The 22,685-nt window shown below is 50.1% G+C and carries 19 protein-coding genes; 10 read left to right on the forward strand and 9 right to left on the reverse strand.

Annotation, left to right across the window (positions count from 1 at the left end; all coding sequences use genetic code 11):
• The first annotated feature begins 53 nt into the window (after positions 1-53).
• Positions 54-992: a carbamate kinase gene (gene arcC, locus EGT51_RS08805; protein WP_135368391.1), complete on the forward strand. Its 939-nt coding sequence runs from the start codon at positions 54-56 to the stop codon at positions 990-992.
• 98 nt (positions 993-1,090) lie between these two features.
• Here arcC and EGT51_RS08810 read toward each other — a convergent pair whose 3' ends face one another.
• The 3 genes from EGT51_RS08810 to EGT51_RS08820 all read right to left on the reverse strand — a co-directional run bounded on the left by EGT51_RS08810 (position 1,091) and on the right by EGT51_RS08820 (position 4,252).
• Complete coding sequence (locus tag EGT51_RS08810) at positions 1,091-1,642, reverse strand: DUF1097 domain-containing protein (protein ID WP_135368345.1); 552 nt, start codon at positions 1,640-1,642, stop codon at positions 1,091-1,093.
• A gap of 152 nt (positions 1,643-1,794) precedes the next feature.
• Positions 1,795-2,616, reverse strand: coding sequence for an alpha/beta hydrolase (locus EGT51_RS08815; RefSeq protein WP_225428708.1), 822 nt, complete (start codon positions 2,614-2,616; stop codon positions 1,795-1,797).
• Positions 2,603-4,252, reverse strand: coding sequence for a PucR family transcriptional regulator (locus tag EGT51_RS08820; RefSeq protein WP_135368347.1), 1,650 nt, complete (start codon positions 4,250-4,252; stop codon positions 2,603-2,605). Before EGT51_RS08820 ends, EGT51_RS08815 begins: the two co-directional genes overlap by 14 nt.
• A 203-nt stretch (positions 4,253-4,455) precedes the next feature.
• On the opposite strand from EGT51_RS08820, the gene EGT51_RS08825 reads away from it, so the two are divergent.
• The 3 genes from EGT51_RS08825 to EGT51_RS08835 all read left to right on the forward strand — a co-directional run bounded on the left by EGT51_RS08825 (position 4,456) and on the right by EGT51_RS08835 (position 9,731).
• The gene (locus EGT51_RS08825) at positions 4,456-7,491 is read left to right on the forward strand and encodes a bifunctional FdrA/YlbE family protein (RefSeq protein WP_135368348.1); all 3,036 of its coding nucleotides are present in this window, start codon (positions 4,456-4,458) and stop codon (positions 7,489-7,491) included.
• 14 nt (positions 7,492-7,505) lie between these two features.
• Entirely contained in the window at positions 7,506-8,339 is an 834-nt protein-coding gene (locus tag EGT51_RS08830; RefSeq protein WP_135368349.1) for a DUF2877 domain-containing protein, read from the forward strand.
• A gap of 147 nt (positions 8,340-8,486) precedes the next feature.
• Positions 8,487-9,731, forward strand: a complete 1,245-nt coding sequence (locus EGT51_RS08835; RefSeq protein ID WP_135368350.1) for an amidohydrolase family protein — start codon at positions 8,487-8,489, stop codon at positions 9,729-9,731.
• A 106-nt stretch (positions 9,732-9,837) separates the two neighbouring features.
• Here EGT51_RS08835 and EGT51_RS08840 read toward each other — a convergent pair whose 3' ends face one another.
• The 3 genes from EGT51_RS08840 to EGT51_RS08850 all read right to left on the reverse strand — a co-directional run bounded on the left by EGT51_RS08840 (position 9,838) and on the right by EGT51_RS08850 (position 13,166).
• Positions 9,838-10,410, reverse strand: a complete 573-nt coding sequence (locus EGT51_RS08840) for a DUF1097 domain-containing protein (RefSeq protein ID WP_135368351.1) — start codon at positions 10,408-10,410, stop codon at positions 9,838-9,840.
• A 222-nt stretch (positions 10,411-10,632) separates the two neighbouring features.
• Entirely contained in the window at positions 10,633-11,904 is a 1,272-nt protein-coding gene (gene preA, locus EGT51_RS08845; protein WP_135368352.1) for an NAD-dependent dihydropyrimidine dehydrogenase subunit PreA, read from the reverse strand.
• Positions 11,904-13,166: an FAD-dependent oxidoreductase gene (locus EGT51_RS08850; protein ID WP_135368353.1), complete on the reverse strand. Its 1,263-nt coding sequence runs from the start codon at positions 13,164-13,166 to the stop codon at positions 11,904-11,906. The genes preA and EGT51_RS08850 overlap by 1 nt, the downstream gene beginning before the upstream one ends.
• 499 nt (positions 13,167-13,665) lie before the next feature.
• Between EGT51_RS08850 and EGT51_RS08855 the strand changes: the two genes are divergently transcribed.
• Positions 13,666-14,508 (forward strand): glycosyltransferase family 8 protein, encoded by an 843-nt coding sequence (locus EGT51_RS08855; RefSeq protein ID WP_135368354.1) that lies wholly within the window; start codon positions 13,666-13,668, stop codon positions 14,506-14,508.
• A gap of 302 nt (positions 14,509-14,810) precedes the next feature.
• Here EGT51_RS08855 and EGT51_RS08860 read toward each other — a convergent pair whose 3' ends face one another.
• From EGT51_RS08860 to EGT51_RS08870, 3 genes are read right to left on the reverse strand one after another with little or no spacing between them, the layout of a single operon-like run.
• On the reverse strand, positions 14,811-14,984 hold the full coding sequence (locus tag EGT51_RS08860) for a FeoB-associated Cys-rich membrane protein (protein WP_135368355.1): 174 nt from the start codon (positions 14,982-14,984) through the stop codon (positions 14,811-14,813).
• Positions 14,985-15,000: 16 nt separating this feature from the next.
• Complete coding sequence (gene feoB, locus EGT51_RS08865) at positions 15,001-16,989, reverse strand: ferrous iron transport protein B (RefSeq protein WP_135368356.1); 1,989 nt, start codon at positions 16,987-16,989, stop codon at positions 15,001-15,003.
• 1 nt (position 16,990) lies between these two features.
• Positions 16,991-17,236, reverse strand: coding sequence for a FeoA family protein (locus tag EGT51_RS08870; protein WP_404819922.1), 246 nt, complete (start codon positions 17,234-17,236; stop codon positions 16,991-16,993).
• A gap of 264 nt (positions 17,237-17,500) precedes the next feature.
• On the opposite strand from EGT51_RS08870, the gene sufC reads away from it, so the two are divergent.
• The 5 genes from sufC to sufB are packed head-to-tail and all read left to right on the forward strand — an operon-like array spanning position 17,501 to position 22,681.
• A complete protein-coding gene (sufC, locus tag EGT51_RS08875; protein WP_135368357.1) occupies positions 17,501-18,304 on the forward strand; it encodes a Fe-S cluster assembly ATPase SufC in 804 nt (267 codons plus the stop codon).
• A 20-nt stretch (positions 18,305-18,324) separates the two neighbouring features.
• On the forward strand, positions 18,325-19,596 hold the full coding sequence (gene sufD, locus EGT51_RS08880) for a Fe-S cluster assembly protein SufD (protein WP_404819924.1): 1,272 nt from the start codon (positions 18,325-18,327) through the stop codon (positions 19,594-19,596).
• Positions 19,586-20,833, forward strand: coding sequence for a cysteine desulfurase (locus tag EGT51_RS08885; RefSeq protein WP_135368359.1), 1,248 nt, complete (start codon positions 19,586-19,588; stop codon positions 20,831-20,833). Before sufD ends, EGT51_RS08885 begins: the two co-directional genes overlap by 11 nt.
• The gene (sufU, locus tag EGT51_RS08890; protein ID WP_135368360.1) at positions 20,811-21,275 is read left to right on the forward strand and encodes a Fe-S cluster assembly sulfur transfer protein SufU; all 465 of its coding nucleotides are present in this window, start codon (positions 20,811-20,813) and stop codon (positions 21,273-21,275) included. Before EGT51_RS08885 ends, sufU begins: the two co-directional genes overlap by 23 nt.
• Positions 21,275-22,681: a Fe-S cluster assembly protein SufB gene (gene sufB / locus EGT51_RS08895; RefSeq protein ID WP_135368361.1), complete on the forward strand. Its 1,407-nt coding sequence runs from the start codon at positions 21,275-21,277 to the stop codon at positions 22,679-22,681. Before sufU ends, sufB begins: the two co-directional genes overlap by 1 nt.
• The last annotated feature ends 4 nt before the right edge of the window (positions 22,682-22,685 follow it).

Below are 22,685 nucleotides of genomic sequence, written 5' to 3' on the forward strand. Positions count from 1 at the left end.
TAATTATGTAATCGGTTTCTTATGATTGAGGTATTAAAAACGGTGAGGTGGAAATCATGGGAAAACGAATCGTTGTAGCACTGGGTGGCAATGCAATCTTGGATGGTGATCCAAGCTATGCTGCTCAAAAGACTGCTGTGGATCAGACGGCAAAAGCGTTGGCGCAATTGGTCAAACAAGGTCATCAACTGATTGTTACGCATGGTAACGGTCCCCAAGTAGGGAATCTGTTACTCCAGCAGTTAGCAGCTGACTCGAAGAAAAATCCTGCACTGCCAATTGATACGTTAGGCGCCATGACCCAAGGGAGTATCGGTTATTGGCTGCAGAATTCATTGCAAACGGCATTATCGGATAGTAACGTTCAGGTGGCTGCGATTGTCACCCAGACAATTGTAGATGAGGCTGATTCAGCCTTTAAGTCACCAAGCAAGCCAGTAGGTCCGTTCTATACTGCCGAAGAAGCGCAGACGCTAATGGCACAGAATCCCAAGCTGACTTATAAAGAAGATGCTGGTCGTGGCTGGCGGCGAGTGGTTCCAAGCCCATTGCCAATCGCAATTGCTGAAATTCCAATTATTAAACAATTGGTTGCGGCTGGGACCATAGTGATTGCTGGTGGCGGTGGTGGCATCCCCGTTGCCCGTCGTCAGAAAAAGTTGGTGGGCCTTGAAGGGGTCATTGATAAGGACTTTACGGCTGAGAAGTTAGCTGAGCAGGTCGAGGCTGATGAGCTATTGATTTTGACGGCCGTGGATCATGTTTATACCGGATTTGGAACGCCAGAACAACGGCAATTAACGCAAGTAACAGCGGCTAACGTTACGGATTTAATTAAGTCACATGAATTTGCAGCTGGTTCGATGTTACCAAAAATGATTGCCGCCAAAAATTTTGTGACTAGCCGTCCAAATGGTCGTACAGTGATTACTAGTCTAGATAATTTGAAGTATTATGGTACAGGGGATATGGGAACGATAATTGAACGATAGATGGGAAGGCGACCCGAAATGGTGTTGCCTTTTTATTAGGCGACATTAGCAATACACAAAAAATGACAACCAATATGGCTGTCATTTTTGTGTATTGCTTAGTTATTTGAATGTTGGTCTAGTGGGAGTTCGTCGCTCTTTTCAGGGAACCATTGGTACATGATTTTCTTAAAGAAGTCCGAGCCGAAGTCGAGGAAGAAGAGTCCTAATAACATGCAGGTTGCGAGTTCAACCACGAACAGAGGCCAGTTCTTAATCGTCGTATTTAGTGAGATCTGCATGAAGGTCCCCCAAGCTAACAACCAGGCTGGAACTGACGTGAACTTCATAATCGTTCCTTGCAGGATGATAGCGATGAAGGCCATAGTCCCGAAGACGCCGGAGGTCCACCACAACATATTCATGTTAGGAATCTGGAAGAGGTTGTAAGCAATTAATCCCCAAAGAATACCCATTCCAAAGCTAAGTGTTGTGTTTAAGGCTTTGTCTTTGGGAGCCCCGAATCCTGCATAAAAGGCTGAAGTAATAAAGGCAACAGGTGCCATCCAAAATTCTAACGAACCAGAAAGTAATCCATAGAAGAAAGTGAAAATACCAATACCGAGGGCTGTATACAATGCTTCTTTACCTACAAGTGATCGCCGTTTCATAATGAAAACGCTCCTTTGTGTAGAAAAATTTGGGTAATTATTTGCTCAAAGATGAGCGACATCCTCACAGCTTATGATAGATAAATTTGTGATGAATTCCATTGACCGGCTTAGATAAAAGCGCTTACATTAACTTATCTATCACAGATAAGTTAATGGTCTATCTGGTTGTTGAGCCAGTTCGTAACGGTCTGATAAATGACTTGATTCTCCGTGGTAGGCGTACGGTCAAAGTCATGGGCTTTGGCCGTTACGGTTTTAAGTATCGCTTGGGACAGCCGTGCTTTTAATTGAATCGCGTTCATAAATGGCACGTCAGGATCTGCCGTAGCTTGGCAAATGTAGGTTGGCGGAAATTCAGCAAACTCTTTTGCCGTTAGAGCTGACAAACTTGTCGCACCTAGTAAGGTAGCCCATCGGCCGGTTTGTCGCGCGTATACGTAGAGCAGGAAACGTTCATCAGAGCGATCGCTGCTGACAGGGTGTGGGTGAATCAATGACTTAACCGTAGCGTCGGGTACTGATGGATATTTCAAATAAGTTGCACTGGGCTGTGTCATTTTAGTTGAGAGGTTGGGGAATCCATAGAAGTCCAGAAAGGCTATAGGCTTGGCACCTTGACGAATGAGCTGCATGGCCAAAAAAGCGCCAGCTGAACGACCAAATAAAACGTAAGCGTTGTCCTTTAGCCCCAATTTGGCAAAGTTTTCTAGAAAATTTGTCAACTGCGCTTGTAGTGAGCGTAAGATTTCGGGTAGTTGACTTTCGGGTGCCAGGTAGTAGTCAACAGTCAGAATAGGATAGCCGGCTTGGTGAAAAATATTGAGATATTGCTGTGGTAAGTCATTACGACTGCCGTAGATCAAGCCACCACCGTGAATATAAAAGATCGTTGGTTTGCTAGGATCATCGCTGGGATAAAAGGTAGCTTGTAGTGATTTATCTGTATTAATTGAAAAGTCAGTGGTTAGCAAAGAACTCATCTCCTTGTAACGTGTGGTTATTGAAAATCGTTAGGATGCGGATACCAACGTTGATACGAAAGGCCTCATCTACGTCGGCAAGATTAATACCGGTTCGTTCCTTAATCTTAGCCAGACGATAGCTCATGGTCTTGGGATGAATAAACAGTGCGTTGGCGCTTTCCTTGGTATTTTGGTTCTTCTCTAAATAGACTTGCAACGTCTGATAGAGGTCTGGCTTATTTTCGTACAACTCCATCAGTTCTTCGGGGATGAAGCTTCGTAGTTGATTGATGTCTGTTGTATTAAATAAGAATCGGTAGAATCCTAAGTCATTGTACGTTAGTGTGAAGGATCGCTTATACAAGCCGCTCGCAATCTGCAGTGTTTTAAGGGCTTGAAGAGAATAATCCTTAAATTGATTAGGATGGCAAGCTTCGCTGATACCAATCTGAAAGTACTGTTTCTGTGATTCAGATTGCAGATGGTCCAGAATTTGCGTTAGCTGGACCTTGATTTGATGAATAGAGGTGGGTTTGTTTTCAAAGATTAGGATAATCCGATTCTGGCGAATACGATAAATGGTTTCTGGCCAGTAGCGTTTGAACAAGTTGACGATGCGATCAGCCTCTTTGGGATGATCGGTGAAATATTCAGGTCGCAATTGATCGTCTTGAATTGTTTGAATCACGGTGATTCGGTAGTTCTGATTGGCTACTAATTTGAAATGGGCTAGGGTATTGTCGAATTGTTCTTGCGTTGTGATTTTACCGTTGATTAAGTCGTCAATAATGTCGTTGGCATAGGTCCGCATACTTTGTTTAACCGCCGATCGCTTGAGTGCCTCCATTTGGGTAAAGTTAACGGCGTTTTCAATAGCCATAAAGTCAATATCACGAATGGGTTCTCGTTGAATAAAGATACCCAGATAGACCTCATCGACACGGCTTTGTGGAATCTTAACGATGAGCTGTTGTACGGTTGAATCCATGAGGGGGGCTTGGTAATACTGATAATTGGTATATCCCTTCTTGGGAAGTGGCTGGCGTTTCGTGAACTGAACGAGAGCTGAGTCGTTTGTTGAGTTTTTACTATGTACTATGGTTTGCTCAACGTTGTCTTTAACTTGGAAAATAGTGACGGGATTATGAATCAAAGTTGCTAACATATCGGCGATAGATTGCATAGACCCGCCATGAATAGCTAAATTCACGAATTGCTGGTTGATGGTCTTGTATTGATCCAACAATCGGTTTTTCTCGTTGAAGAGTAGTTGCATGACCTGCAGTAAAATATCACTGTACTTAATTGCTTCTGGAATCTGAATTAGCGGAATCTGGTAATGGTCACATTGGGTTACGATGGTCTGGGGAATTTGCGTAATAAATCGGGTCATTTTAACGATTAATGCGCTACAAGAATTTTTGTGAAGGGTCTCCATAAACTTGGAGAGTTCAGTCACGGATAACTGATCGAAACCAGGTAAAGCAGTAATCAGCAATTCGTGAGGGGTGATCCAGCGCTCGACATCGGGTGCCTCCATGATCATGACGTTATTAACGAGATTGTCCTGTCCTTGGTACCCCGCAATTGTTTGAGCAGATTGAAGAGAATCAATGTGACAGACGTCTTTCATGGTAACTGACATGATAAACCTCCTTTGGTTAATCGTGGTAAGCTATACCCATATATTACTCTCAACAAGATAAAATTCAATGAATAGGCAGCGCTTTCCTTTATCCTCAGAAGATAAAGATTGCGAAACGACCTTATCTGGTCAGGGCAATGTAATCTTTACTGAAGTTCCTTATGATTGGACTTGTAATTGAGGTAACCAAGGAGGTAGAGATTGTGTTATATACCGTAATTAAGAAAAATAGCTATCAAGATTCCATCAACTTGATGCTCTTGACCAATAACATTAGCGATATGCCAGGTGTTAACAAGGTTCAAGTCATGATGGGAACGGCCGCCAACAAAGATATTTTTGATGAGGCGGGATTGTTAACTGAAGAAGCTAAGGCGGCTCAGCCCAATGATATGATGATTGTCTTGGATTCAGACGACGCTAGTGTCATGGATCAAGTGCTTAGTGCGACTGATGATTTCCTAAGCGATTTATCAGTTAAATCTGATGATGACAGTACTGACTCTAAGAACGTGACTAATTGGGAAGATGCTAAGAAGCAATTGCCAGATGCAAATTTGGCATTGATTTCAGTTCCCGGTGTTTATGCGGCAGACGAAATTGATAATGCTCTGGACAATAATCTGAATGCCTTTGTTTTTAGTGACAATGTTTCTCTAGAAGATGAAACGCGTTTAAAGAAAAAGGCGCATAAGAAAGGCTTGCTGGTGATGGGGCCTGATTGTGGGACTGGTATCATTAGTAACGTACCGCTAGCCTTCACCAATGTGGTTCGCTCAGGCAACATCGGCTTAGTTGGCGCTTCAGGGACTGGTATTCAAGAAGTTACGACAATCATTGAACGACTAGGCGGCGGGGTCACTCATGCGATCGGTACGGGTGGCCGTGACTTGTCGGATCCTGTTGGTGCAATTACCATGGAGGATGCAATCGCTGGATTGGCACATCATGACCCAACAGAAGTGGTTGGGATTATTTCCAAGCCGCCGGCAAAAGAAGTCCGCGATGATGTTGTAAAGTTGTTGCACAGTATCAATAAGCCTGTCGTGGCCATCTTCTTGGGCGAAAAGCCAGACCATCATGAAGGCTCAGTTTACTTGGCACATACGTTGGAAGAAACCGCTCGGATTGCGATGGATTTAGCGGATCATAAACCGGTTAAGCCTAATTACTATGCAGCTAAGCCATTACAAACAGCAGGACCAGAGCTAGTTGGTAAGAAAGTTATCGGCTTGTATTCTGGAGGGACATTAGCCTATGAAGCAGGAATGCTGATCTCAGAAGCTCTGAACTTAGGTGGCATTATTTCTGATGAGGGCTATGTCTTGCGGGCTAATGGCAACGAGGTTCTCGACTTAGGTGATGATATCTATACCCAAGGTCGGCCACATCCGATGATCGATCCACGGATTCGAATTGAAAAGATCAATGAGTATGCTGAAAAATCAGATACGGGTGTCATTTTGTTGGATGATGTCTTAGGGTATGGAACGGATGATCAGATGGCTGACGCATTAGCTAAGGCGGTTAAGGACGCATTAGCTAAGCGACCAGAACTTAAATTTGTGACGACGATTGTGGGGACCAATGAAGACCCGCAAGACTACCAAGAAGCGCGGAAATTATTAGCAGCGGCGGGTGCAATTGTTTGTGATAGCAATGCTCAAGCTGTACGTGTTGCCCTGAACCTGATTGGTAAGGATGTCAATGAACCTGATAAAGCAGTTGTACCTTACACGCAGAAGACAGCACCTGTTCCGGCCTCCAGCGAGTCTCTTTTGGACTTGTTATACACTAAGCCTCGGGTTATAAATGTTGGTGTGGCAGAGTTCTTGAAACCGGTTCTGAAGTTCGGTGGTACTGGCGTTCAGTTTGACTGGCAACCAATTGCCGGTGGTAATCCTAAGATGATTAAATTGATCAAGCGGGTCAAGGCCTTAAAAGATCGGCAAACTGAAAACAATCACGTGATGACAGATTTGAAGCAGGCGGCACCATTCTTAACGGACGTGGTTCCTGCAGGAAGTGTGATTCCAGAGTTGAAGGGGCATCACACGTTGTTACATGCTGGTTCACCAATCACATATGCTGAGATGACGTCACCAATGCAAGGTGGCTGCATCGGTGCAGTCTTGTTTGAAGGCTGGGCGAAGGATGAAGCTGAAGCACGGCGGATGTTAGAAAATGAGGAAATTGATTTTCTCTGCAACCATGATGTCAACGCTGTAGGTCCTATGGGTGGGATTACCTCAGAACATATGGCAGTCCTAGTCATTAAAAATAAGCTGAAAGGCAACGATGCCTATTGCACGATGAATGAAGGAATTGGTAAAGTTCTGCGGTTTGGTGCTTATTCCCAAGAGGTCATTGACCGACTGAATTGGATGGCCAATGTCTTAGCACCGACGTTAAGTGCGGCGTTAAAGAAGCTAGATGGCGGATTAAACGTGAACGTCATGATGGCCAAAGCAATCACTATGGGTGACGAATTCCATCAACGGAATATCGCGGCTAGCCTAGTCTTCCTCAAGGAAGTTGCGCCGTTGATTGTGTCGTTGGATATTGCCGAAAAGACCAAGCAAGAAGTCATTCAATTCTTAGCAGACACGGATCAATTCTTCCTAAGCATCATGATGGCAACTGGTAAGTCAATGGTTGACGCAGCTCGGACTTATCATAAAGGAACTGTCGTGACGACCATGACTCGAAATGGGAAAGATTTCGGGATTCGTATCAGTGCATTAGGTGATCAATGGTTCACGGCTCCAGTCAATACGCCAGAAGGCCTGTTCTTCACAGGTTTCTCGCAAGATGACGCTAATCCAGATATGGGTGATAGTGCCATTGCCGAAACAGTTGGCTTTGGTGGCATGGCTATGATTGCTGCACCGGGTGTTACCCGATTCGTTGGTGCGGGTGGTTTCAAGGACGCCCAAAAGATTAGTAACCAAATGGCTAAGATCACGCTAGGCCGTAACCCAAACTTCTCGATTCCAACTTGGGATTTCCAAGGAACTGCTATGGGAATCGATATTGTGAAGGTGGTTGAAACAGGAATTACACCAGTGATTAACACCGGGATTGCCAGCAAAGTTGCGGGTGTTGGACAAGTTGGTGCCGGAACGGTGCATGCACCATTGGCTTGCTTTGAAAAGGCATTAGTAGCTTATGCTCAACACATGGGGCTCATTGAAGCTGATGAAGCCAAGTCTATGGATAAAGAATTAGTTGAAGCATAAAGGGGTTATCGTTGATGACTGATAATGACCTTGCAAATGGAGAGAGAAGCAGTTGGCTGTCTCTCTATTTGTTTAACCACGATTGTGGCCGAGTGACGGGCCTGTTTAAGCACAGTCTGAATATTCAGTTTTCAGGAATATTATTTCACTTGGGCCGGAAAACGGAGACACTGTCTTGTTTAGGGATTACGTTACCGGATGATCAAGTTATGTCAATCCTACGGCAGGTAAGCGTTGATGATCAGGCTAGATTTATCAATGGAACTATCTACCTTTATACGCAAATGACGGTGTTAGCAGTGCCTGTAATGACGCTGAAAGAGGTTAATTTGACAGTACCTACGAATCTGTCACCAACCTTATTACCAGCAGCGTTGGCTAAATTTCAGCAAATTCCGTTTCAGGAAAAATGGGGGCTAGCCAATATGGAGCAAGCTAGTCGGTTAAGCAATCAGCTACTGTCGGCCAACTTGGCAGCAGATATTCAAGCCGTTGCTGGTCATTTAGTGGGTCGTGGTCGTGGCCTGACCCCCAGCGGAGACGATATCATGGTTGGTTTTACAACGGCTCTGACTGCTTTTCAAGATCCGCGAGCAGCATTATGGCGAGAAACGTTAGCAACGTTAGCTAAGCAGAACGTGACGACTAGTGTATCTGTCGCATATTTACGAGCGGCTAGTGAGCGAGTAGCCTCACAGAAGCTCATTCACTTGATAGCCGCACTCAAACAAGGCTCAACAACTGACATACTAGCTGCAATTCAATCAGTTGAGAATTTTGGGCATACGTCGGGAATAGATACGTTATTCGGCTTTGCAACTGGTTTAACAGCTAGGTTGTCTGAGTAGGATAAAAATTAATAGGAAACTTATACAAGTCTCCTAATGTATTTATAACGAGTATGTGTGAAAATGAACATATAATGTAAGCGCTTAACATTGGTTCGTAACTGTATTCAACAGGCTTTAAAATCCTAATAATGGAGTGAATATATCATGGACATTTTATTTAAACAGGTTCGCTTAAATGATAATGAATCGTTGAAGGACGTTGCCATCGACAATGGTAAGATTGTTAAGATTGCACCAGAGATTAATGAACCTGCAGACAAAGTGATTGCAGGGGATGGGCATGTTCTGATTCCAGGATTAGTTGAATCACACATTCACTTGGACAAAGCATTGATTTCGAATCGGGTACACAACCAGTCAGGGACGTTAAAGGAAGCTATTGCTGTAACAGCTAAGGCTAAGCCTACGTTCACGCGTGAAGATATCTATGCTCGGGCTAAGAAGGCCTTGGAGATGGAAATTGAACACGGGGTTACAAGTATGCGGACTCATGCAGAATTTTCACCTGAAGCCGGATTTGATGGTTTCAAGACGATTTTGCAATTGAAGGAAGAGTACAAGGACATGTTGGACATGCAGGTTGTGGCCTTCCCTCAAGATGGTATCTTCAAATTACCAGGAATGACGAAGATGATGGATGAAGCTATGCAGATGGGGGCCGATGTTGTCGGCGGGATTCCTTACGTTGATCCAGATCCTAAGCAGCACATTGATTATATCTTTGAATTGGCTAAGAAATACAATAAGGACGTGGACTTCCACCAAGACTTCTTTGATGATGCTGATAAGTTGACTGTTCAGTATATTGCTGAGAAGACGATTCAAGAGCACTGGGAAGGTCGGGTCACGGTTGGCCATGAAACTGCTTTAGCGGCTGTTCCACCAGAGAAGTTAAAGCCAATCATCGAACTGCTTCATAAGGCACAGGTCAATGTCATTTCATTACCAGAAACGGACCTTCATCTGGGCGGTCGGACTGATACTTACAATGTACGGCGTTGTGTCACTCCAATTCGGAAATTGCGGGATGGCGGTGTTAACGTAGCGTTATCTACGAATAACATCCGTAATCCATTTACCCCATTTGGTAATGGTGATATCATGCAAGTTGGTTTCTTAGCAGTGCCAGTGGCTCACTTAGGTGGCTTGGATGACTTGCCAACTGTCTTGGATATGTTGACGAATAATCCGGCTAAGATTCTGCATTTGCCAGCATACGGTGTTCAGGAAGGCGATGACGCTGACTTGGTACTTCTTGATACTAAGGTCAAGAATGATGCTGTTATCGACATCCCAGATCGGTTGTACGTCCTGAAGAACGGTCGGATTACCGTTACCACGGAACGTAAGGTTTCTGTTTTCCGGGGAAACACGGTCGGCGTGAAGTAGTGACTGAGATTTACGGGTAAAATGAATATGCGATAACTAAAAAACGTCACAGTAACTAAACGATTGGTCGTCTAGTTACTGTGACGTTTTCACTTACCACAAATCCTTAACCCAACTGGTCCTCAGGTTCGCCCTTATCAGCCGTATCGTGGTCCTGGCTGTCGTCGTCCTTGGGCTTCTTTTCCGGGAACAACTTGAACATGACCTTGTTGAAGTAGTCCGAAGCGTAGCCGATGACGAAGATGCCCATGAACATTGAGGCCAGCAGTTCAAAGCAAAACATCGGCCAGCTCTTGATGGTGATGTTGGAGATGATCAGCATGGTCGTCCCCCAAGTGATCAGCCAAGCCGGCACCTCGGTGAATGGCAGGATGGTCCCCTGTAAGAAGAGGGCGGCAAACGTCAAGATACCAAACATCACGGACGAGGCCACTAGCCCAGAAATCCAAGACACGTGCAGCAGGGAGAAGGCCATCAGCCCCCAGATGAGGCCCAGGCAGAAACTCAACAGAATATTCCAGATCTTATCCTTCGGGAAGCCGGCACCGAAGAAGTAGGAGACCGCAATGAAGGCGGCGGCACCCATCCACAGTGAAAAGCCAGTCATGATCAAGCTGTAAACGATGGTGAACCCACCAACGCCGATGGAGTCGAACCAAACTTTTTTACTAATTTTCATGATGTGATTTCCCCTTTACTAGTTAGCGCTTCCATTTCGTAGTCAGAGTTACAGTGTATCTGATTCTAGGAAACAGCGCAAGGACTTTAGGTAAAACGTTTAAACCCAAAATGAGGCGGGCCTTCAACCCCTTGGTTTTGGCCCAGCCTCTTTTAGGAGCGTCACACCCCAATCACTCAATTTTTTAATCCCCCGGACAGCGGGTATGACGCGGTTAACGTTTTAGAAATGCGTCAAGCGTGGTGACTCAACCTTGATGTCTTCTGGATTGCCTTCGCGGCCTGGTTTCATCACAACTTCACCAGTCGAGATGGCGCCCACTGGGCAGACCAGGTTGCACAGGTGGCAGCCGACACATTTGTCGGTATCGACCGTTGGGCGGCGGGCTTCCTCATTCCATTGGATAGCTTGGTGCGCCCCGTCGAAGCAAGAGATGTAGCAACGGCCACAGCCAATGCACTTGTCCCAGTCGATCTTTGGGTAAACCTTGTAGTCCCGGTTCAGAGACTCAACGGGCACGATGCTCTTGTTGGCCACGCCAATGATGTCTGACAGGTGGTCAACCCCTTGTTCTTCCATGTAGTGCATCAACCCGTTCTTCATGTCTTCCACGATCCGGTAGCCGTATTGCATGACGGAGGTAGTGACTTGCAGGGTGGTTGCGCCTAACAGGAGGAATTCAGCGGCGTCTTGCCAGGTTTCGATCCCACCGATCCCGGAGATTGGCAGTTGTTCCATGCCGGCAGCTTCCCGTAATTGTTGGATGAAGCGTAAGGCGATTGGCTTAACGGCTTTCCCGGAGAAACCGGAGATAGAGCCCTTGCCGTCAACCGTTGGTAAGGCCGTCTTGCGGTCGATGTCTAAGTTGGCGATGGACTTCACGGTGTTGATGGTGGCAATCCCGTCAGCCCCGCCATCTAGGCTGGCTTTGGCAGCGGGCACCATGTCGGTGATGTTCGGCGTCATCTTGGCCAGGATTGGCAAATCAGTTCCGCGACGAACGGCGGCACAGTACTTCTTGACCAGTTCAGGGTTGGTCCCGACGTCAGAACCCATTTCGTGTGAAGTCATTTGTGGGCAAGACAGGTTCATTTCGATCATGTCGGCCTTGGCTTCCGTGACCAATTGGGCCAGTTCTTCCCAGTCTTGTTCGTTGGTCCCCATGATGGAAGCGATGATGATCTTGGTGGGGTAGTTTTCCTTTAACTTCTTCAGGTCATGTAAGTTGTCTTCCAAGGAGTGTTCGGCAATCTGTTCCATGTTCTTGAACCCAACGAACGGGGTGCCTTCCTTGGTCAGTTCGTCAAACCGGGGCGACACTTCATCAACTTTAAAGTGCTTAGGGCCAATCGTCTTGAACGCGACCCCAGCCCAGCCTTCATCAAAGGCCTTGGCACACATTTCGTAACAGTTACCTACTGGTGAAGAGGATAGGAGAAACGGATTTTCAAAATGTACGCCTAAGAAATCTACGGATAAGTCTTTTTTAATCATTATTCGTTACCTCCTACCAAATCGGCTTCTTTTGCGGAACCCATAATCATTTTATCCATTTGTTCTGCGACTTCCTTACCCTTGCGAACGGCCCAAACCACGGTCTTGTCGCCTTGGGCAATGTCACCCGTGACGAAGACTTTTGGATCGGCGGTGCCGTAACCAGCGTAAGGGACTTCTTCGTTCTTATCGATGGTGATGCCCAGGTTAGCGGCGTTGACGCGTTGGCCGACTGCCAAGATGATTTTGTCGGACTTGATGGTCATTTCACTATCGATGTGGCGGTGCTTGAAGGTAACTTCATTGCCGTTTACAGCGGTTGGTACGTAGCCGTCGACGATGGTAACGCCGGCTTCACGCGTGCCCTTGAGTTCCTTCTTGGAGGCCTTGAATTCGTCAAATTCTTCGTAGGCCATGTCGGTCACGTTCTTGACGTTTAAGCGACGTAAGGTCGTGGCCACGTCCATGGCAACGTCCCCACCACCAACGACAACGGCATTTTCTGGTAAGTCGGTGATGTTACCCTTGGCTTCTTTGACGCGGGCCAAGAAGCCGACCGCCGTTTCTACGTTTTCGTTGTCGGCAAACATCGGTAAGACCTTGCTTTCGCTGGCCCCAACGGCGATAACCACGGCGTCATTGTTGGCCTTCAGCTCGTCCATCATGATGTCTTTGCCGACCGTGGTGTTGTAGTGGATGTTGGCACCCAAGTTGACGATCCGCTTGATTTCGTATTCAACGATGTCGTTTGGCAGCCGGTATTCAGGAATCCCGTAGGTCAGGTAACCGCCGGCCTTTTCCGCCTTTTCGTAAATATCAACGGCGTAACCCTTGGTCAACATGGTCGTGGCAACTTGTAAGCCGGCAGGACCACTACCGACGATGGCGATGTGGTGGCCGTTGGACTTGCCTTGCTTTAAGATATCCATCTTAGCGGCTTGTTCAAAGTCGGTGACGTAGCGTTGAATCCCACCAATATCAATGGGGCAGTCAATGCCGGTCCGGGAGCAAGCCAGTTCACAGTATTTTTCGGTCGGGCAAACGCGGGCACAAATGGCACCCAAGGCGTTGTTTTCCCGAATCGTTTCGGCAGCGCCCTTCACGTTGTTGAAGCGCACGCTGCGGATGAAGCGCGCTGGATCAGTGTCAGCGGGGCAGGCCTTGGAACATGGTGCGTCGTGGCAAAGTAAGCAACGCGCAGCTTCTTCCATCACCGTGGTCATAGTGTATCCTGGGGCTTCTGTTTCATATTTTTTAGTCATGCTGATACCCTCACTATCTTTTTTTGATTTGGTTGATTGCCATAATGATGAGGCCCGTGACGGTTGGGATGAACTTGGTTAAGTACCTTGTTATTTCTTTCACGTGCCTTGAACACTTAGAGAATAGCATGTCTCGCAACTCGGGTAAAAAATTCCCGGCAATTCTCCCGGATATTCGTGAAAATACCAGGTTTTTATATACGATTCTATATTAAAAAAACACCCCCCATTTGGCATAATTGAGGGTTTTGCCTAATAGTTGGCGGCGGCAAAATGCCGTGAAAACGTGATTTAACAAGGATTCGCCGAATTTTAGCGAAAATCGGCAAAGTTTTCCATGTCATTTTGGCATAAAATACTGGCGGCATTTTATTCCTGGATTTATGCAGGGTTTTGGGGGAGTGGGTATATTTTGGCGAGCGGAGCGTTCATGCCAGCGGAAATCGGGGGATTGTGGTTAAATGGAATCGGATAGACTAAGTGAAGGTCGGTGGACAACTTGACGGATGAGATGAATTTACTGGTGACCCTGAACGCGGGCTACTTGGCGCCGCTGAAGGTGATGCTGTACTCGGTACACGCCAATAATCCGGGCGAACGGATTCACTTGTGGTTACTGCACGCGTCACTGACGGCGTCGGAAGTGGCGTCAGTGCGGCAGCTCACGGACAGCTTTGACTGGTCGTTCAGCAATGAACAAGTAACCACGGATTTTGCGGCGGGGGTGCCCTTGATCAAGCGGTATCCTAAGGAAATGTACTTTCGACTGCTGAGCGGGCAAATTTTGCCGCCAACGGTCAAGCGCGTGATCTACTTGGATCCAGACGTCCTGGTCATCAACCCGTTGCGGCCGCTGTGGACGCTTGATTTGCAAGGGAAGATGTTGGCGGCGGCCGTCCATCGCGGCGTGACCAAGCTGGTGGACGGCTTGAATCAGCTGCGGCTGGGCACAACAACGGCCTATTTCAATTCCGGCGTGCTGGTGATCGACCTCGACCAAGCGCGGGCCAAAATCAAGCTCGGCGACATCACCGCGGCGATTCAGCAGTACGAAAGCGAGCTGATCTTGCCGGACCAAGACATTCTAAACTTCCTGTACGGCGCGGACATTTTGGAAATTCCCGAGGAAATCTGGAACTACGACACGCGCAAATATGTCGTCTACCAGACCCGCAGCCTGAACGCCTACGAGATTCACTGGGTGATGGCTCACACGGTGGTGCTGCACTACTGCGGTACGCCCAAGCCATGGGAAGCGGCCAGCGACAGCAAGTTCACCGGGTTGTTCTTGCACTATCAGCAGCAGTTGGCACGGGACAAGAGTGTGACGACGGGCGTTTAACTGGCGAGCATTAACGGTGCTAGGCGGATAATCCCGGTCCTGGATTATTTGTCTAGCAGTGTTAAGCGGAACCAGTTGCCTGTTGGCGCACGTTTCGGCCATGAGGCCACTTTGAGACCGCCCTTTGGCTCGGCCCGTCCCAGCGTTCCAACCCATATTTAGCGAACGGTAGGCGGCCAGTTCCCGCTACGAAGTGGTCAACAACGAGTGCTAACATCAAGATTCTCATGGTAATCATTTAACCGCTAACAAAAAACCGTCGTGGCCACAATCCTTCCGGGATGCGGCCACGACGGCTTTGTTTATGATGAGTGATGCTGTTCCATTTGGTGTTTTTTCAACTGCTGCTTGGCGGCGCAATCGTACTCGCACGCCGGACAGCTGCCAGCCTTGGATTTTTTCAGGTGGCGGTAGAGCACGACGCCCGCGCCGCCGATGATGATGGCCACGATGAGAATGTTGAGGAACAAGGACATAGTCAGGACTCCTTTTTTAAATGAACAGTGAACCGACCTGGTAGATGAGTAGCGCTGCCAGGTAGGCAATCACGGTGCTGGAGACCACCGAGTACAGCGCCCATTTTTTCGAGTTGGTCTCGGCCTTGATGGCCGCTAACGTCGCGAAGCACGGGGCGTAGATCAGGATGAAGACCAGTAGCGCGTAGGCCGACAGTGGGGTGAACAGCGAGCTGAACGTGGCGATCAGGCCCGTTTGCCCGCTCAAATGAAAGAGCACAATCATGCTGGAACTGATGACTTCCTTGGCGAGCACGCCGGTCATCAGGGCACTGATCGTTTGCCACGAGGTGATGCCGATGGGCCGGAAGAGGGGTAGCACGAATTGGCCAATTGCCGCGGAGAAACTTTGGTCGATGTTGGTCACGATACCGCGAGGGCCCAGATTGGACAGCAACCAGATCAGCACGGTGCCGCCGAAGATGACGGTGCCGGCCTTGCGGATGAAGCCCTTGCCCTTTTCCCAGGTGCCCATGGCGATGATGTCCGGTCGTGGCACGTGGTATTTGGGCAGCTCGATGATGAAGACCGTGTTTTCGCGAATCTTAAAGACCCACTGATAGATCTTGGCCATCAGGAGGGCCACCGCGATGCCTAAGAAGTACAGGGACAAGACGATCAGCGCCTGGTTACGCTGGAAGAAGGCGGCGACGAACAGGCCGTAGATTGGCAGGCGCGCCGAACAGCTCATGAATGGCGAAATCAGCGTGGTGACCAGCCGCTCCTTGGGTTGTTCGATGGTGCGGGCGGCCATGATGCCGGTCACGTTACAGCCAAAGCCGATGATCAGCGGGATGAAGGCCTTGCCGTTGAGACCAATCAGCTGCATTAGCCGATCGGTCACCAGCGCCGCGCGAGCCATGTAGCCGGAATCCTCCAGCACGGAGATGCAGGCGAACAGGACGAAGATTTGCGGGATGAAGCTCAAGACCCCGCCAACCCCGGCGATGATGCCGTCCACGATCAGGGACTTCAGGAAGGGGATGGCGCCGATGCTAGTCAGAAACTGGTTGGCCGTGGCGGATAGCGGGCCGGAAATAAAGGCGTCCAGCCCATCCGACAGCGGCGTGCCGATCCAATCGAAGGATAATTTGAACATTAACAGGAATATGCCCACGAAAATGGGCAAGCCCAAGACGGGGTGGGTCACGATGCGGTCGATCTTAGCCGTGAGATTGGCGTTGGACACCTCGTGTAAGTATTTGGTGGTGGCCGTCAGCGTGTCGTCGATGAAGGCCAGGCGCGTTTGGAAAATCTGCTCCTCAAAGTTCTGGTCGTCGTAGGCTTGCTGGTGGCGCAACAAGGGCTGTAAGTGGTGCTTGTTGGCGTAACGGCGCACGATTTGGTTGCGGTTCAGATACTGGATCGCCAGCCAATTGGCGAAGGCCGGCGTCAGCTGATAGTCTGTGACCAATGCCTGACTGGCCTGGGTGATGGCGGCTTGCACGGCCGCGGGATAGGCCAGATGCAGCGGTTGCGTGGCGGTCGGCGGCGTGGCCAACAGTTCTTGGCGCAGCTGATCCAGGCCCGATTTCTTCCGGGCGTTGGTGGCGCGCACCTGACAGCCCAGGCGCTTCGCCAGTTCGGCGAAATCGTAGCTGATGCCGTTGGCCTTGAGGTCGTCGATCATGTTCAATGCTAGGACCACCGGCCGGCCGAACTCCAGCAACTCAATGGACAACAACATGTTGCGCTTGAGCTGACTGGCGTTGGTGACGTTTAAGATCATGTCCGGCGAGTCGTTGAGCAGGTAGTTACAGGCCACCGCCTCGTCCTTGGTGATCGGTGTCAGTGAGTAGATGCCCGGCAGGTCGACCACCACCATTTCCGAGTGGCGAATGCGGCCGAGCTTCTTGTCCACGGTGACCCCCTCCCAGTTACCGACGTAGGCGTATTTATCCGTCAGCTCGTTAAAGAGCGTGGTCTTGCCAGTATTTGGATTTCCTAAGAGGGCAACGGTGGTCATGCTATTGCCCCCCTAGTAGTGATTGGAAAACGACGTAGCGAATGCCGATCTTCTGTTGGTCGAATTCGACGATGACGGGGCCGTGAAACGGATATTCCCGCAAAACAGTGAGTTGACTGCCGGGATGGATGCCGAGGTTTTGTAAACGATGGGCCGTCTGACCATCGAGTTGGCGCATTTGCTGAACGGTAACGATCGGATAGGCTGATTCTGAATAACGGAGTTGCATGCTCATCAGGCCTTTCAAATGAAATACTTTCTGATTAATTGGTTCTAGCTTACCATGTAAGCACTTTCACATATATTAGGGAAATGCCTAATATTATTCCAGGAATATTCTGCCTATAATAATGTCAAGCGCTTACAAAGAGCGGCCTAGAGCGAAACACTCTGGAATAATTTTATGCACACTTCACGGAATATGCGGGCATAATTTGTGAAAATCGCACAAAGCCGTCAATGACAAGACGCCTTAACAGTGAATTTCATACCTAATGGAGGTTGATGGATAATGGCAACACTAGAAATCAAAGATTTACACGTTGAAGTGACCGAAGTGACCGATGAGGAAAACCAAACGGCTAAAGAAATTTTAAAAGGGGTCAACTTGACCATGAAGACCGGCGAGATTCACGCCATCATGGGGCCGAACGGGACTGGTAAATCAACGTTGTCACAAACCATTATGGGTCAGCCGGCCTACCACGTGACGCAAGGTGACATTCTGTTGAACGGTGAAAGCATCGTGGACATGCCGGTCGATGAACGGGCCCGCAAAGGCTTGTTCCTGGCGATGCAGTATCCGGCCGAAATCCAAGGCGTCACCAACGCGGAATTCCTGCGGGCGGCGGTCAATGCTCGGCGGCCCAAGGATGACCAGATCTCGGTCATGGATTTCTTGAAGGAACTCGATAAGAACCTCGACATTTTGGATATGAGCGAAGCCATGACGGAACGTTACTTGAACGAAGGCTTCTCCGGTGGGGAAAAGAAACGTAACGAGATCCTCCAGTTGTTGATGATCAAGCCGTCATTTGCCCTGCTAGATGAAATCGATTCGGGCTTGGACATCGATGCACTGAAGGTGGTCTCCAAAGGGGTCAACGCCATGCGCGGCGACAACTTCGGGTCCATGATCATCACCCACTACCAACGCCTGTTGAACTACATCGTGCCTGACGTGGTCCACATCATGATGGGCGGACGCATCGTCAAGACCGGCGACGCTTCATTGGCCGAACGGTTGGAAAAGGAAGGTTACGCCGGGTTACGTGATGATTTGAACATCGACGTAGCCCTCGTGGATGAAGATTAGGGGGTGGCAAAATGGATACCATGGAAACGCAATCGCAAACGGCGACGGCTATCCAAACCGCTGCCCAGCAACACAATGAGCCCACGTGGTTGATTCACAAACGCTTGGCAGCCTTGGCGCAAATGCCAGACCTGCCAATGCCGCGGGTCCAACGCTTCAACTACCGCGACTGGGCCATGATGCCTGACACCTTGGCTTGGCGACAGTCCGCTCCTGAGCTGGCCGCTACCGCTGAAAGTGACTGCCAGATCGTGCAGGTCGGCCAGACCACGGTGCGGGTCAATTTGCCCGAAAGCTTACAAGAACAAGGCGTCATCTTGACCGACATTTTTACGGCGGCCCGCGAGTATCCGGACCTGGTCCAAGCGGCCTTCATGACCAAAGCCATCCAGGCCAACGAAAACCGTTTGGCCAGCTACCACACGGCTTACCTGAACGCTGGGGTCTTCTTGTACGTGCCGGATAACGTGGTGATCACCGACCCCGTCGACGTGCAACTGGTCCAGGACAACACACAAGACCAGCCGCTGGTCTCACACGTCTTGGCCGTGGCCGGTCGCAACGCCGAATTTTCAATCAACCAGCATTTGACGACGGTGGGTGACCAGACCAACCTGGCCAATTGCCTGCTGGAAGTTGTGGCCCACGCCAATAGTCACGTGACCATCGCGGCCTTGGATGAGTTGGGCCCGCAGACGCTGGCTTACGTGGAACGCCGGGCCTACGCGGATGACAATGCCGTGGTCAATTGGGCCGTCGGGTTCATGAACGAAGGCGACACGATCGGCAACTTCGATACGGAGTTGAATGGCAACGGCGCCCAGGCTGACGCCAAGGTCATCGCCATCACCGACCACGACCAGCGGATGGGTGTGAACACCAAGATCACCAACCGTGGCAAGCATACCAACGGCAACATCCTGCAGCGGGGCGTCATCTTAGAGCAGTCCGAACTGGTCTACAACGGGATCGGCGACATCATTCACGGGGCCGCGGGGTCCGAGGCCGAACAGGAAAACCGGCTGTTGATGATGTCGAGTGAGGCGCACGGCAACGCCAACCCGATCCTGTTGATCGATGAAAACGACGTGATGGCTGGTCATGCCGCCAGTGTCGGACAGGTCGACGAACAACAACTCTACTACCTGATGAGCCGGGGCCTGGAACGCGAAACGGCCGAACGCCTGGTCATCCGGGGCTTCCTGGGGGCCGTGCTCAGTGCCATTCCGGCCAAGGCCGTTCGCCAACAGTTAATTGCTATCATTGAAAGGAAACTTGAAAATGGCCGCTAACATCTTAGATATTCGCAAAAACTTTCCCGTCTTAAATCAACAGGTCAACGATGAGCAGTTGGTCTATTTGGATAACGCCGCCACGGCGCAACGGCCCACGGCGGTGACTGACAGCCTGGTCCATTTCTACCAGACGGACAACGCCAACGTCCACCGCGGCGTGCACACCCTGGCCGAACGGGCGACCGAGGACTACGAGAACGCTCGGGTCAAGGTCCAACACTTCATCAACGCGGCCGAATCCGCCGAGGTCATCTTCACCAAGGGGACCACGGATGGCCTGAACCTGGTGGCTAGCACCTATGGCGAGCAGGTCATCCAGGCTGGCGATGAGATCGTCATCTCCATCATGGAGCACCACAGTAACCTGATTCCCTGGCAACAGTTGGCCATCAAAAAGCACGCCACGCTCAAGTACATTGGGCTGACGGCCGACGGTGAACTCGACATGGCCGACGCGGCTGACAAGATCACCGACAAGACCAAGATCGTGGCCATCGCCCATGCCAGCAACGTCTTGGGAACGCTCAATCCCCTGGCAGACCTGGCCAAATTAGCCCACCAACACGGGGCCATCATCGTGGGCGACGGGGCCCAAGCCGTACCGCATCACCCGGTCGACGTCCAGGCGCTAGACGTTGATTTCTACGCCTTTTCCGGACACAAGATGATGGGCCCGACTGGCATCGGCGCGCTGTACGGCAAACGCGCGTTGTTAGAACAGATGCCGCCGTATCAATTTGGGGGCGAAATGATCGACTTCGTGCACCAACAGGACAGTACCTGGGCACAACTGCCGTATAAGTTCGAGGCCGGCACCCAAAATATCGCCGGCGCCGTGGGCTTAGGGAGTGCCGTGGACTACCTGAGTGACATCGGGATGGCCAACGTCGCTGCTCACGAACAAGCGATTGTCGATTACTTATTACCCAAGCTCGTGGCGGATCCGGACCTGGCAGTCTATGGCCCACACGATCCCGCCAAACATACCGGCGTGATTGCCTTTAACGTCAAGGGCATTCACCCGCACGACATTGCGACCGCCTTAGACATGGAGGGCGTGGCCGTGCGCGCCGGGCATCACTGTGCGCAACCACTAATGACTTATTTAGGATTGGTTGCGACGGCCCGCGCCAGCTTTTATCTTTACAATACCAAGCAGGACGCTGATCGCTTACTAGTCGCCCTGGCCGAAACAAAGGAGTTCTTCAATCATGGGGCTGTCAAAGCTGAATAGTTTGTACCGGGAAGTCATCTTGGATCACGCGGATCACCCCCGGCACAAGCACGACCTCGCAACAAGTACCAATACCATTACCCTGAAAAATCCCACCTGTGGCGACGTGATCAATCTGTCGATTCAGTTGGACGATCAGGAGAAAATTCAAGACATCGGCTTTAGCGGCGACGGCTGCACCATCAGTCAATCCTCCGCCAGCATGATGACCGATGCCGTGATGGGCAAGGACAAGGAGACCGCCTTGCGGATGGCCAAGACCTTTTCCGATATGGTGATGGGCACCAAGCACCCGCAAGCAGACCTCGATGAATTGGGGGATGCCGCCATTTTGTCCAGTATCATGAGTTTTCCGGCCCGTATCAAATGTGCCACGCTAGCTTGGTGGGCCTTACAGCGGGCGTTGTTAGAAGAGACGCCGACAGATGAGGAGGAAGCATAATGTCAACGATGCCAGAAGAAGTGGTCCAAGATAAGGACTACGAGTTTGGATTCCACGATGATATTCAACCCGCCTATTCGACGGGCCGGGGCTTAACGGAACAAACGGTGCGCGAAATATCTGCGGCCAAGCACGAACCCCAGTGGATGCTGGAATACCGGCTCAATGCCTACGAAATTTACAAGAAATTACCGATGCCCAAATACGGTCCGGACCTGTCCGGCTTGGATCTCAAGGACATGTTGTACTACCAGAAAATGACGGACAAAAAGTACCGTGACTGGAACGATGTGCCGGCCGACCTGAAGAAGACCTTCGATCGGTTGGGGGTTCCGGAAGCCGAACGGCAATACCTGGCCGGCTCATCGGCGCAATACGAATCAGAAGTGGTCTACCACAACATGCGCGATGACTTTGCCAAGCTGGGCATCATTTTCACGGATACCGACACGGCATTGCGGGAATACCCCGAACTGTTCAAGAAGTGGTTTGGCAAGCTGGTCAAGCCAACCGACAATAAGTTTGCGGCCTTGAACGCGGCCGTTTGGTCCGGCGGCTCATTTATCTACGTGCCCAAGGGTGTCCAAACCAAGACGCCGATCCAGTCGTACTTCCGGTTGAACTCGGAAAACTCCGGGCAGTTCGAACGGACCTTGATCATCGTGGAACCCGGCGCGCGCGTCGATTACGTGGAAGGCTGTACCGCCCCGAATTACTCGTCGGACAGTCTGCACGCGGCCGTGGTGGAAGTCAACGTCGAAAAGGACGCCTACTGCCGCTACACCACGATTCAAAACTGGTCGGACAACGTGTACAGCCTGGAAACCAAGCGGGCCGCCGCCGCGGAAAACGCGACAATGGAATGGGTCGATGGCAACTTGGGTTCCAAGGTCACGATGAAGTACCCATCCGTTTATTTGAACGGTGAAGGCGCGCGCGGAACCATGTTATCGATCGCCGTGGCCAGCAACAACATCCACCAAGACTCCGGCGCACGGATGATCCACAACGCCAAGAACACGTCGAGTACCATCGTGTCCAAGTCAATCTCGAAGACCGGGGGCTCCACGGACTACCGCGGGACGGTGCGTTTTGGCCGCCACTCGGATGGCTCCAAGGCCCACGTCGAATGTGACACCATCATCATGGATGACCAGTCGTCATCGGATACGATTCCGTACAACGAGATCTCAAACGCCAACGTTTCCATGGAACACGAGGCCAAGGTCTCTAAGATTTCCGAAGAGCAGTTGTACTACCTGATGAGTCGCGGGATCTCCGAGGCCAAGGCGACCGAAATGATCGTCATGGGCTTCGTGGAACCCTTTACCAAGCAATTACCTATGGAATACGCGGTCGAATTGAACCGCCTGATCAGTTTTGAAATGGAAGGGTCCATCGGTTAAACCG

It is taken from the genome of Levilactobacillus suantsaiihabitans (assembly GCF_004745505.1).
Taxonomy (GTDB): Bacteria; Bacillota; Bacilli; order Lactobacillales; family Lactobacillaceae; genus Levilactobacillus; species Levilactobacillus suantsaiihabitans.